Origin of the sequence: Photorhabdus aballayi (assembly GCF_026153155.1) — a bacterium.
GTDB classification, from domain to species: domain Bacteria; phylum Pseudomonadota; class Gammaproteobacteria; order Enterobacterales; family Enterobacteriaceae; genus Photorhabdus; species Photorhabdus luminescens.
The window spans coordinates 1-14,133 of the sequence record NZ_JAPFCD010000039.1; the positions used below are offsets into that span (position 1 = coordinate 1).

General features: G+C 35.1%; 9 protein-coding genes. 2 read left to right on the forward strand and 7 right to left on the reverse strand.

All coding sequences use genetic code 11. From position 1 onward, the window contains the following. The first annotated feature begins 1,498 nt into the window (after positions 1-1,498). Complete coding sequence (locus OO184_RS17345) at positions 1,499-4,381, forward strand: RHS repeat-associated core domain-containing protein (RefSeq protein ID WP_265380242.1); 2,883 nt, start codon at positions 1,499-1,501, stop codon at positions 4,379-4,381. A 182-nt stretch (positions 4,382-4,563) separates the two neighbouring features. Here OO184_RS17345 and OO184_RS17350 read toward each other — a convergent pair whose 3' ends face one another. Both OO184_RS17350 and OO184_RS17355 read right to left on the reverse strand, forming a co-directional pair. Beyond that, positions 4,564-4,860: a type II toxin-antitoxin system TacA family antitoxin gene (locus tag OO184_RS17350; protein WP_265380243.1), complete on the reverse strand. Its 297-nt coding sequence runs from the start codon at positions 4,858-4,860 to the stop codon at positions 4,564-4,566. A gap of 249 nt (positions 4,861-5,109) precedes the next feature. Beyond that, positions 5,110-6,225: a cytochrome P450 gene (locus OO184_RS17355; protein WP_265380244.1), complete on the reverse strand. Its 1,116-nt coding sequence runs from the start codon at positions 6,223-6,225 to the stop codon at positions 5,110-5,112. Positions 6,226-7,144: 919 nt separating this feature from the next. Here OO184_RS17355 and OO184_RS17360 point away from each other — a divergent pair. Continuing rightward, the gene (locus OO184_RS17360; protein WP_265380245.1) at positions 7,145-7,489 is read left to right on the forward strand and encodes a hypothetical protein; all 345 of its coding nucleotides are present in this window, start codon (positions 7,145-7,147) and stop codon (positions 7,487-7,489) included. A 620-nt stretch (positions 7,490-8,109) separates the two neighbouring features. Here the strand turns inward: OO184_RS17360 and OO184_RS17365 are convergent. The 5 genes from OO184_RS17365 to OO184_RS17385 form a co-directional block, all read right to left on the reverse strand. Then, positions 8,110-8,811 (reverse strand): helix-turn-helix transcriptional regulator, encoded by a 702-nt coding sequence (locus OO184_RS17365; RefSeq protein ID WP_265380246.1) that lies wholly within the window; start codon positions 8,809-8,811, stop codon positions 8,110-8,112. Positions 8,812-9,685: 874 nt separating this feature from the next. Further along, entirely contained in the window at positions 9,686-10,840 is a 1,155-nt protein-coding gene (locus OO184_RS17370; protein ID WP_265380247.1) for an alpha/beta hydrolase family protein, read from the reverse strand. Between the two features lie 19 nt (positions 10,841-10,859). Beyond that, positions 10,860-12,302, reverse strand: a complete 1,443-nt coding sequence (locus tag OO184_RS17375) for an SRPBCC family protein (RefSeq protein ID WP_265380248.1) — start codon at positions 12,300-12,302, stop codon at positions 10,860-10,862. Then, the gene (locus tag OO184_RS17380) at positions 12,302-13,849 is read right to left on the reverse strand and encodes a class I adenylate-forming enzyme family protein (RefSeq protein ID WP_265380249.1); all 1,548 of its coding nucleotides are present in this window, start codon (positions 13,847-13,849) and stop codon (positions 12,302-12,304) included. Before OO184_RS17380 ends, OO184_RS17375 begins: the two co-directional genes overlap by 1 nt. Before the next feature lie 23 nt (positions 13,850-13,872). Further along, a complete protein-coding gene (locus OO184_RS17385) occupies positions 13,873-14,121 on the reverse strand; it encodes an acyl carrier protein (protein WP_265380250.1) in 249 nt (82 codons plus the stop codon). Positions 14,122-14,133: the final 12 nt, after the last annotated feature.

Here is a 14,133-nt window from a genome sequence, read left to right on the forward strand (position 1 = left end):
GTTATCTATGCTCCTGGGGATTCGTTCACTTGCCGCCTCGCTGCAACTCGAAATTTATTGAGTATATGCATATTTACAACACCTAAGGAAACGAAATTTCTGATATTATTAATACCAATCAAATTTTTTTAGCAACATAAAAAATCCATTAAAAAATTTAAAATAAAAAACATATTTCTATACACACGATAGAAATTTGCTTTTATATAATTACTTTACTCACTTTACTAATGATTCATGTTAATATTCCTTTATCAACCATTATAGCTCCCGGTAAGAATAAAATACTTCAATAACAACCAAAATAAGAATTGCCAATAAGCAATATTATATATAATGATATTTCAATAAAAAACCAAAAGTTTTTATTTTTAATAAATCAAAAATATACAAAATATAAACCTTAAATTTATCTATTTTATCCATCTATAATACTAAAAATATAACATTCATATTTATAATTACCATCCTCATCATTTTATTTTACAATTTAGTCCAGAATTACGATCTAATATTATTTATATTGTGAAAATAACAATGGTAAATTAACCAATTTCTGATTCATAATTCATTCCATTACTTTACATTAACCCATGTTATAATTTCTAAATTCAATAAATTTATTATCCTATACCATTATATAAACGCAATATAAATTCCATGCAAATGGAGATCCGGCTTCCTTATTTTAAATAATTTTCATAAATAATAATCATGGTAATTTATGCTGCATACAACGATATCCAAATTAGAAATCACACTATAAAAAACATTAAAAACAATATAAACTTATACTCCAAACATTATCCAACCAAATTAAAATCATATATTATTTAAAAAAATACAATTAAATCATTGCAATAAAATCATTTTCATTGAGAATATTATCAGTATATTTAAGAAATTATGTTTTATTCCATTAAAACAGAGCATTCAATTAAGAAAGCGTCTTACGAGACCTTAATAAGCACAATGGCTTTATTCCACCATAGCGTACAAGATAAAGTTTAAGTCAGTGATACTCACTGGGATGTCTGCCTGACACCATGATCTGATACATCCGATTTGTCTGGCGTCATTAATTGACGCCAGATTAACCCATAAAATAGCTCACGCTTATAACAGATAACTATACTTCCAGTTAACATTCCACCAGTACATAACTGCATGTTAAATAATAATAAATTACTTCTCCTTTATTGAAAAATTCACCTATTAACAGAAAAAACAGCCATAAATGATAGCAAAAGCTACTGACTCTGTTTTCTACGATACTTGTACTCGTCTGCCTATACTTGCTACTGTTATTTAGTTACAGCAGCATACTTCTAAATGAGATTATTCTTGCTTATCTCCTGAAATCTCGCATACCGCTGGTATCTCAATAGAAAGGTTATCCTCATTAATGTGGAGAAGCTGAACTTGGCATTCATTCGCTGCTATGCAGACAAAAAATTATTCAACACCACAATTATTCAACACAACAAAGAGGTAAATTATGAACAACTTTGACCCCAAAACTTATCAACATACTCCCACTATCACTGTTCACGATAACCGTGGGCTGGATGTCCGTGAAATCCGTTATTGCCGTACTACCGCAGAAGAAAATAGTGAAATCCGTATCACCCGTCATCAATATGATGCTCTCGGATATCTACATAAAAGTTTTGATCCGCGCCTGTATGACGCCAAAGAGAACAAAGAGAAAGATCAAACGGTGAAACCCAATTTTCTCTGGCAGTATGATCTGACCGGCAATATCCTGCGTACAGAAAGTGTTGATGCTGGCCGTACTGTCACTCTTCATGATATTGAAAACCGTCCTGTCCTGACTGTGACTGCAACAGACGTCAAGCAGACCCGGCAATATGAAGACAATTCCCTGCCCGGTCGTCTGTTATCCATAACCGAACAAGAGCCAAAGCTAGAATCCCGTATCACCGAACGTCTTATCTGGGCTGGAAATACACCAGCAGAAAAAGACCAAAACCTTGCTGGTCAGTGTATGTATCACTACGATACAGCAAGCGTGACCCAACTAAATCGCCTTTCCCTGACCGGAGCAGCTTTATCACAATCCCGTCAGTTACTGGCTGATGATCAAGACGCGAACTGGTTCGGGGAGGATAAAAAGACTTGGGATAAGAGATTAAGTAGCGATGTATACACCACCGAAAACAAAACGGATGCCACTGGCGCGCTGTTGACGCAAACCGATGCCAAAGGCAACATCCAGCGTCTGGCGTATGATGTAGCCGGTCAGTTAAAAGGTAGTTGGCTAACCGTGAAAGGCCAGAGTGAGCAGATGATTATCAAATCCCTAACCTATTCAGCCGCAGGACAAAAACTACGCGAAGAGCACGGTAACGGTATCATCACCGAATACACTTATGAACCAGAAACTCAGCGACTGATGGGCATCACTACCCGCCGCCCATCAGATACCAAAGTGTTGCAAGACCTGCGTTATGAATATGATCCAGTTGGCAATATCATCAGTCTCCGTAACGATGCAGAAGCAACCCGTTTCTGGCGCAATCAGAAAATGGTGCCGAAGAATATCTATACCTACGACTCTCTGTATCAGCTTACCAGCGCAACAGGGCGCGAAATGGCGAATATAGGCCAGCAGAATCACCGGCTCCCTTCACCAGCATTACCTTCCGATAACAACACTTACACCAATTACACCCGTACTTATACCTATGACCGTGGTGGCAACCTGACCCAAATTCGGCACAGTTCATCCGCGAGCAAAAACAACTACACCACAGACATAACCGTCTCGAATCGCAGTAACCATGCGGTCCTGAGTACCTTAACCACTGATCCAACCAAAGTGGATGCATTGTTTGAGGCAGGCGGTCATCAGGAAACATTATTACCGGGACAAAACCTAAACTGGAATACTCGCGGTGAACTACAACGGGTGACGCAGGTAAAACGAAATAACTACACCGACAATAGCAACGACACAGAGTGTTATCTCTATGGCAGCGACGGGATGCGGTTGTTAAAAGTCAGTGAACAGCAAACGCAGGATATCTTCCGGCAACAACGAGTCGTTTACCTATCGGGATTGGAACTGCGTACAACAAAAAATGGCGCTACCACAACGGAAGAGTTACAGATCATTACAGTAGGTGAAGCCGGTCGAGCGCAAGTGCGGGTTCTGCACTGGGAAAGCGGCAAACCAGAAAATATCAACAATAATCAGGTACGTTACAGTTACGACAATCTTATTGGTTCCAGCCAGCTTGAGATAGATAGCAACGGGAAAATTATCAGTCAAGAAGAGTACTATCCATTTGGCGGTACAGCGCTATGGGCGGCAGAAAGCCGGATCGAAGCAAGTTACAAAACAATCCGGTATTCTGGTAAAGAACGGGATGCTACCGGATTGTATTATTACGGCTATCGGTATTATCAGCCGTGGGTAGGGAGATGGCTAAGTGCGGACCCGGCCGGTACTATCGATGGATTAAATCTCTACTGTATGGTGATGAATAACCCAATTACGTTTGCGGATAATATGGGGCTCTCAAGTTTAGACTGGCTTGATCTAGCCATTCCACAAAACAGACCTGATATTTCGCCACTTTTGTATAAACAAAATCCAAGAGTTGAGCGGAGATACCAATATTTCACCAGAAGCACCGGCGAAATATTACAAGAAACAGAGAGAAACGAAGCAAAACTCAAACCGATGAAGCCAAAAGATAGAGAAAAAGCATCCAGAAATATGATGTATACAAATGCAAAACTAAAAGGATATGCTGCCCACGCCGGTATTATGGGTCATGGCATCAGCACAGAGCACGACACCTATAAAGATAAATTTTTAAACCTGAGTGGTAGCTTAAGTGCAAAAAACACCTTCCCTGGAGTGCAACTTATCAGCGAAAAAGCGAAGCCCGGTTTCGAACAGTACCATCCCGATAAACTGCAAACATCTAAACGTTGGAGGCCGAATATGGATCTTGGCAGCTATCGTGTTACTAATGAAAAAGAATTCATCGCGGGTATACAAAAAGCGTATAAAGAATCAGGTACTGAATTACATCCACTAATTGAACAGAGGATCAGAGCACACATTAAGGAAAACAAGAATATCTTACCGAAAATGGCGGGTATTGCGGGCCTGCATGCTGAAGTACAATCCTTAAATTATATGGTCACTGAACTTGCTAAAAAGGGAGAAAATATATCAAGTCGTTTGAGTCAGACTTACATATTCACGCAACGACTCGTTGGTAAAACAAATGAAGACTTCCCGGCTTGTCATAATTGTTCTGGGATATTGTCTGGTATAGAAAATGTCACGACAGGAAGGGTAGAAAATTACCGAAGAATGACACGCAGAAATTCTGTGGCGTAATAACTTGTACTAGAACTCAAACCTGATCTGCCATCTATCAAGAATGGATGTCAGATCAAGTTTCGACTCAAACAGAAATATGTTACATCGCATCTACTCTGTTTATCATGCTGTCCCGATACTGCTTTCAAGTAATTATTCGGCCCGCACTACAGTCAAAATTATTCCTATCGTGTTTACTTTTATTTAAACGTCTTATCTTCATCTGTTATTATTTCCTTATATCTACGAGCAGCACGAAGGAAACGTTCATTTACCTTGACTGGTCTTTCCAATGCATGAACAAACGCCAATGCATCTTCTTGGCACAATCGAATACGCATATTTTGTTCAATAAGTTTTTTTGCCTCTGCTACAGCAGCATTTGCAATAAAGTTATTCAAACTTGTATCCCTTGATAATAATAATGCTTTTTCGAGTAACTCTTTGGTCTCTGAACTCACCCTTATGATGATTCTTTCATTTGCTAATGTGGCCATCAGCCTTACTCCTACCATATTACGGTTATTAGTTCGCTATAGATATCCACTATTCATTTACATTGATTTATGCAGAGCTCAAGGAACATACTATTTGATGAATTTAACATCAATTTTAACAAAAGCCAATATACGTACCAAAACGACGTCACATTGTGTGACAGAACAAGCTGTATCAGATAGAACAAAAATCATCAAGATTTGGGCAAATAAATCCAAATATGCAAAGCTATTAAACTTCATATCCATTCAAAATGAGACTTTTAATTTCTTCGATACACTCAATGTAAACTTTGAACAACCTATTGCTGACGAATCAACAATGACTTCATAAATTTCAACATCATCAAGTTGATAACAAGAGAGTATTTTAGTTATTAACTGGCAGGTAAAATGTATCGCGATGTTCATGCCAATACACTTTTTCGCTCCTGCGCCAAATGACAGTGGGCAGCCTTCACGATCAGGCTGAAACTGGTAAGGATGGTCAAAAACAGCAGCATCGAAATTGGCTAATCCGGTATAAAGCAGAGCTCGATCTCCTTTATTGAAACAGCTATTTTTATATATCAGTCTCTCTTTAAATACTCTATCTACGGAAAGCACCGGGCTAGATATACGATAAGTTTCAATAACAATGCTTTTAATATTATTTTCCGTCACTGTGATTGCATTGTTTTTAATATAAAACAATGTCGCAGCTATCAATTGCATCGTCGTTTCATGAGCAGCAATAAATGTTACCGACAGATCAGCCACAAATTTCTCAACATGAATCAGCTCCATTACTTCACCGTTAATCGTCATTTGCCGTAAAATTTGCTGATATATAGCAATAAAAGATTCCGCAATCGACACAAAATGCGCCTTCCCCCTCACCTTCCCATCAAAAAACATACCGACATTTAGGGCGTGGGCAGAAAAAAAGGCTGAGGCTTTCAACCCCACTAAAGAAGCAGCCAATAAGTTATTCACTCCCCTTAAATGCTCCTCAGTTATAACATCTGACTCTTTTAAAGAAGATAAAAGATCATTGGCGATGATTTCAAAATCTATTTCGTTAAATTTGCCACGAATAAAACTTACTGCATCATTATTATGTTTATCATCATTAAAAATGAGCGAATTATTAAGATAAAAAATAAATCTGGCAACTCTACTCTTATCTGATGCAGAAAATATTTCTAACGGAATGCTCAACTTCTCCTTTATCACATAATCTGAATTCAGAAGATAAGAACAAATATCATACGAATAACAATGCCATATTGCTTGCTTAGTATCGTAAAAAAATCCTTTTCCTTCAGGATCGCTTAATTTTACGCTATCCATTTTTTTCTTATATTCATTAATTAAAATAGTCATTATAGCGATCCCCATATAAATTAACGCTCTTCGGGTTATAAACTATCCCGACAATCACTAATAAATTTATTTATTACCAATTAAAAACCAGAAGATATTTCATTTGCACTTATTTAGTCAGCCTATCTATTTATAATTGAGAAACCTGTTTTAATAGAATAAATAAAAGAAAAAATATCTCCATTCTTACATAGAATAGAATCACCTGCTATTTTTATACACAGGAATAACACAATTCTGAGTTACACAATTAAAATCATAACCGTTCAGATAACCTCATGACCGTTTTCTATTTATATTCCCTCTACAGTAAATAATTTTAAATAATCATAAAATTAAATTATCACCTTATATTCTATTTCTAGCTCAATATGGTTACTTGCGCGCATTTTTAGTATGAAAATCGTGATAAATATCACAAAAAATTTTACTCCGCCAACTACAATAAATTAATTAAATCATTAAAATCAATATATTATAAATCACTGGGTCATAATGGCCTATTTTTCTTACCTTCGATAACAACCCAATAAAATAGCTATTCAAGCCATTTTCCAATACATAATTAACCTTCACTTAATATTCATGTAAAACATTCATGATGATATACTTTACATTCTATACTTTTACGCTACTATAAAAATATACGATATATAATTTATGATTACTATTCATAAGTGCAATTAATTTATAGACAATAAATTATCAAAAACAGCAATTAAATATTGCGCCCAATAGGTTAATGTAAATCATTCAGATTAAAAACAATAGCAAATAAAAACATATTTAAATTGGTTATATTTCTATGGTAATTATTAGTTTAGTTATTGCATTTATCACAATAAAAATAGAAATATCAGAGAAACTATTGTTATTTCTATAATAATCATTCATTTAATCCATTAACCAGGAGTAGAATATGAAAGAGACTGAGGAAAAAGAAAAAGGTGAAATGCTTGAAATTAATAATCATTACTTCTTCGTTGTTAATCTTACAAATGAAAACTTAATCGGTGATGTGACTTGGAGTAGCTCTGGAAATACAAGTACTCTTAATGTTGATGGGTTACATCCAGCAACCGCTTCACTTATCCAAGAATTCTATCCAGAAAGTTGGAAAAATGATTATTGGCAATGGACAGCAAAAGGAAGGAGATATCAATTAAATTGTTACGATAATGATATCTATGTCGCTGTTGTCATTAGCGATTTTGGCATGAGCGTATTACCTACAGGAACCAGCCCGGATGCATGGAAATGGTAGCGTTTTTTCCACTCTATTATTTATGTAAGTAATATGCATCATGTGGGAAATATCGATATACCCGTTATCTTTCAAGTTGCCTCTTTGTTGGCTGCGCTCACTCACCCCGGTCACATAGTTCGCTATGCTCCCGGGGATTCGCTCCCTTGCCGTCGCGACGCATCTTGAAATCCATAGGGTATAGCACTCTTACATAAAACAAACTACAAGCCGGCAAAACAGAGATCGTGATTTTATCACGATCTCTGTTCAATCGACTTAAAATCTTTCCTTTAAAGAATTCTTTAACTTTATTATCCACAATTTCAAACTCGCCCTATATTATTCGTTGCCCCAGATTACCAAATTAAGTGATTTATCACAATTGGCACTCTAGGGCGGCTTTTTCCTAATAATCGTTCTTGTCTACTTGATCCTTTCAGAAGCCTCATCCCCAATTTTGAGCAACAAAAACGAATTTTAGCAAACCTAATAAAATCACTAAACTTTTCAAACCCTCAGTATAAATAAAAGCAGGAAGTTCGGATAATCATCAAAATCTACTATATATTTAGTAGAAAGAACAATTAAACATGTATAAGACAAATACCCATATAAATTACTCATTTGTAATTATTTATTTAAGATAAATTATTATCAGACAATCCTTCTTTCTCACTCCATTTCTTTAGTAATAATATTCTATCCTGTATATATCTTTCAGATAATACTTCCAGTTTCTCTATTTTCCCCACTTGTAACTTAAGAAAATTATTGCTGAATTCACACCAAGAAACTAAAAAGAATTCATTATTGAAAAAGATCGACAGTGGACAGATTGTCTTCACAGTATGTGTATTATCTAAATCAAGGAAAGTTATCACTATTTTTGATTTATGGTATATCGCTTTTCTGATATCAGATAACATTAAGTTATTATCTGTAACTTTACTGTAACCTTCTGTTTTTACAAACATGGGTGAATAATATAGCTGATCACGTTGTTCTTCAGGCAATACTGCGGCGATCTTAGATATAAAGCTATGAGCAGACTTAGACAAAACGACATCATTCTGTTCAATAACCCATTTATTACCCAAAACTAAGGCATCAATTTCATCCATCGTAAACATTAAAGGAGGCAACATGAAACCCGGTCGTAATATATAACCTAGACCTGGCTCTCCCTCTATATTTGCCCCCTGACTGTTTAGTAAAGCAATATCTCGATAAAGCGTGCGTAAGCTTACATTCAAATCACTAGCGAGTAATTTACCACTGACAGGATACCTTCTTTGTCTCAAGTATTGCAATAATACTATAAGTCTTTCGGTTCTTGACATTTCCGTACTCCTCATTTTAATAAAAATCAAATAGGATAAGGCCTTACTGAATAAATAATATTGAGTTACTAGCTAGTTACTCAATATAACTATTTATTCTTAATTATCTATCATGGAACAATGCCGAGATTTCTCTATAAAACCATCAACTCGAAATCCTATATTTAATATAGACCTCAATTGTCTGGATTGACGAAAATACTATTGCCGTCTTACATAATTACCAAACTCTGTCAAGAGTAAATGTTCGATGCATTACGCCGAAACAAGGTTGAAATCAGTGTCGAACATCGAACACAGAGCAAATATTTAAAAGTTTAATATACAGCTAATTAATACAAAAAATAAAATTCACATTCAATAAGATAACTTATCATAAGTAAACTTACTATGTATTAATGATATAAGAAAACACAAATATTAAAGTCAATTTTCACACTGCCAGTTAATGCCTCGGCAGAGAAAATATGGTCTTATTTTATTCGGACATATCTCTTCGTAATGCCTGGGAAGATGTTTTGATTTTATTACTCATAGTAAAAGAGCAATGGAACTAAAAGGCATATCCCAAATGGGTTTTACCTTAACACCTGTTGAAAAAAAATAAAATTTTTTAGGGAAGATGATAATAACTAGTTTATCTTCAATTTATTTTTGGTATCAAATTATTAATATCGAAGGATAATATTACACAAATAATAATCCCGATAACCTGATGAATCTATGTAAACATTATATACCCGTCATCTTTCAAGTTGCCTCTTTGTTGGCTGCACTCGAAAACCCCAGTCACATAGTTATCTATGCTCCTGGGGATTCGTTCACTTGCCGCCGCGCTGCGGCTCGAAATCTACTAGGTATAGTATAAAATAAGTTAGCCTTTCTTATAGCCATTCAGCCAAAATTGCTCACTAACCCAATCTGAAACTTGTATCATATATTCGTTTATTTTATTTAAACAAACATGAGCCTCAGATTCATAACATAATAACTTATGATTATCACCCCATAACTGATCTAATTTTTTCACTTTATCGATCGGAAATATATCATCTAATTCACCATGAACAGTAAAAACCTTGGTTTTACAAGGTAAAGAGACATCCAATTTAATTTCATCAAAAAGAGACTGCATACAATTATTATCTTCCATAAATGCAAACTGGAAATCTTCTTTAAGCCTTCTTGGCAACTTATCAAACTCTGCTATTTCAGGTCCACCGGATAAATTGACGATACAACAAAATTTATCGCCAATTTTTTGCGCAACGCGTAGAGCAAAATAACCACCAAAACTAATTCCTAAGAAACAGAGGAGATCACTATTAATTCTAGCGTCATCCTCTAATAATTTAACTATAGAAGAAACATATAATTCCATATCGATAGCTATTGGTGAGTTTCCAAGATTTATTCCCTGTCCTGGTCCATCAAATATAGCTACCGCCATATTTTTCCCCAAGAAAAACTCGGCTAAAGATAATATTTCAATTTCAGTCATTGAATCCAATCCATTGGATAAAATAACACAAGGCAAAGGATGATTCTCTTCTTCTTTATACCCTTTAGGGAATATAAGGAAAAACGGCATATGAAACTTATCGACGACAATATACTGATGCTCAACTAGCAAATCACTATATTTTATACTAGATAAAAAACATGAACGAATATACTCTCTGAGTTGTATCTTTCTGCTCCTATCACTGAAATACATAAATTCTGCCCAATGATAACAGGCAGCAGCACTCCTCAAAGCACGAACATGGCTGACTTCGCTTTTAGCCGAGTTTGCGATACTAATATAGCTATCACCCACTTTTGACCAATTAATCATCCATTCATACCAAAACTCTTCAGAGGATAAATCTAAATTTCCCTCTGAAAAATGACTCAATGCCGCAACAACATCTCCCCAATGAACTTGGGGAGCATATTGAGAATTTAAGAAAAATAGTCTTGGCATAAAATAACCACAAGTAGCAAGAAGTTCTGGCGAAATTCTATTGGGTTTATTTTTATTATTCATCTTACTTTCCTTTGATTTACTAAATACGAGCGTCTAACCACTCTTTACAGGCAAAGACCATTTTCTTACTATTTTCTGAAATAGCATTTTTTACTATCTCTCGTTGTTTTGCTTTATCTTCTGTACCAAATTTAACTGCACATAAATCATGATTTAACTCAACATCATGACTAGAAACAATGAATGAACCGCTTCCTTTATTAAATATCCGCCATGAACCACTATGAGACTTTAATACTAAAGGCGGCTCTGGTTGGAAATATTCAATCGATAAATTATCTGCATCACAGAATCGTATACTACGGAAAGTCTCATTTCCATTTGGTGTTGATACTTCCATATTAAATTCTTGATATTTATCATCATTGTAAATGACTTTTACTGAATCACAATGAGGCAATATCTTACCCCAGTCATTGATATTTAAAAATATATTATAAACATCATCAACTTGGTGAGGAATATAATATCCTGCTGAGAAAGTTAATAAATTTGATTTTTTATGACTTTCTACCTGGCTCTTGAAACTATCCATCTCCATTCGAGTATTATCATTAATAAATGAGATAACAAAGGAATTAGCCTGATCATGATTATCGATACCATCAACGATACCACTGATATCCTCTAATAAAGTCCAGTTCCTTTGTACTGTTAAAATACAGCGTTGATCATTAATAGGAATGATTTGCCATCTGCCAGACATTGTTTTGAATAATGGCATCGGTGTAGGCATAACATAGTCAACCCGATAAATAGCATCAAAATAATATCGTTTCGTTTGCCAACTTACTGCTTTATTATTTTGTTTTGCTTTGATTTCAACCAATTCTTCATTGCCTGATCTATTTAAAACTTCCGCACCATCACAGAACGAAAAAATATCCGTCCAACAAGAGACATCCTTAACCAAAGCATAGACCTGCTGCGCTGGCGCTTCACATACGGCTGAGTGGGTAATCGTTCCTTTTAATATTTTTTCTACATCCTCTGTTGACTCTACAATATTTTTTATGTTCTTGAGTTCTTTAACTGAATTATTATCAATAGCTTTACTGATAAATTCGTGTGCCTGTTCTACTGTTTCAACACCATCAATTAACCCAGTGATCTCAGACTCAAGATCATACAAATGCTCTAACAATAGCACACATTGCTGAGAATTAATTTTAATCACGCGCCATGACGTTTCCATTTCTTTAACTAATGTCATTGGCGGATTCAGTTTCGATTTTATACTGAATGTTTCTGGATAAAATTTACGGTCTGATTCCCATTGCATTAAAATACCGTTAATTAAGGCTTTAACTTGTATTTTCTCTCCTTCTTTATCTCTAAAGAGAACTTTTATTTCCTGACAGGGTTCAAACATTCCCGGCCATTTATCAGAATTAATAATAATTTGATATACATCTTCTATTTGAGCATTACAGACAATTGAATGTGATTCTACATAATTCATTATTGGTTCCTCAATGTAAATAATTTTTTAGGATCGATTGATTTAATTAACTCTGATTTCAATATCTTATCATTATGGCTCTTTGGAAAGTATTCATCAGTAACATAGAACCAATCCGGCCATTTTTCTCGACTAAGTTTACTCATTAAAAAGGATGAAATAATATCTTCAATTTCAGGTAATGACTTCTTCGATATCTCTCCACTCATGCAAGCAACCGGCTGATCAATAGCAACACCATTTTCATGGAAAGAAAAACCAACAACCGTAGCCACATTCACATTGGGTATTCGGGATAAGATAGATTCAATTTCTTCAGGATAAATTCTATGTCCGTTAGCACTCATAAAAGTATTTTGCTTACGTCCCTTTAAAACTAAATAACCTTCTTCATCTATATAACCGAGATCGCCAGTGGCAAACCATTCATCAGGAGGCGTTATTTCTCCAGACAGGACATCATAATATCCTTCCATAATACTTTCACCTCTTAGTATAATTTCTCCGATATTATCCGATGAGCCTATAATAGGTTTAACTGCCACTTCCAATGTATTATCAATCTTGCCAACACAATAAATTGAATTGAGATATCTTTTATCACGATGATCTTGCTCATCTACCCAACAGAAAGGACCATAAGTTTCACTTAACCCATATCCCTGCACCCATTCACAGCCAATTAATTGGCGCCCTTTCTCAAGTACGCTAGGAGGCATCGCCGCAGCGCCATAAGCAACCACCCGTAAACAAGAGAGATCGATATTAAGTTCTGCTGTCGATTTAACGAATAATTTCATTGATTCTGGGCGTAACATAATATGAGTGATTTTATTGCAAGAAAGATAATCAGGCCATCTCTCTACATTTCTATCTTCCGGTATAAAAAGTGTTGATTGATGTAATAATGAGCCAAAAGAAAAAATCACTCCAGTTGTATTATTCAACAAACCTGACATGAATATTTTAGCATCTTGCGTAAATTTTAATTTCTCGGTCACCGAATAAATTCGTCGACATACTAACGATTCTGAAATACTAATGGCTTTCGGTTTACCTGTACTCCCACTGGTGAACAGGACAATAAAGTTAGCAATAGGTTGCGGAGAATAAGTTATCATTGGGATTTCCGCGATATCATCACTAACGCCGATCTTATGATCTGAAATATCAATCACATTAATGCTGTTTTCTTTTAATTTTCCAACAAAATGTTTATCTTTTTTGAGATAAACAACAAAATCGTATTGCACTTCATTGGTGAAATTAATCCATTCATCGATTGTCGCTGATGATAAATTATAGGGCATTAATAAATGCAGCCCCATAGCACTGGCGGCAGCTAAAAAGAAAACACCTAATTCATCATGTTCAAATATAACAATGACTTTATTACCTTTTTGCACTCCTCGACTAAGTAAATCATCAATTAAATGGGAAACAGAAGATATGACCTCTTTTCTTGTATAATGATAATCCTTAGTGACAATACAATCATGATGTAAGTTATCATGCTCTGAATGTAACAACATAGAGATTAGTTTCATTTCTGTTTCCCTTTAATTAGCAATTAATTTTTATCGTTTAAACTTGATGAGACGAAATCAAGAACGGCTCTTCCTGTTTCCCAATTACTGAACTGACTTTTCGTCACAGAAATACCGAACTCTTTCGTAATCTCTTTTGCCAAGTCAGCCAATTCCGTAGAATCCATATCATAGGCATCAGCAAGGTTTGCATCCATATTGAAATCATCAATATTAACGTTAAGAAAAAGAGACAAAATCGTTCTTATTTTTACTTCTGGATTATTATTCATATATTTTTCCTC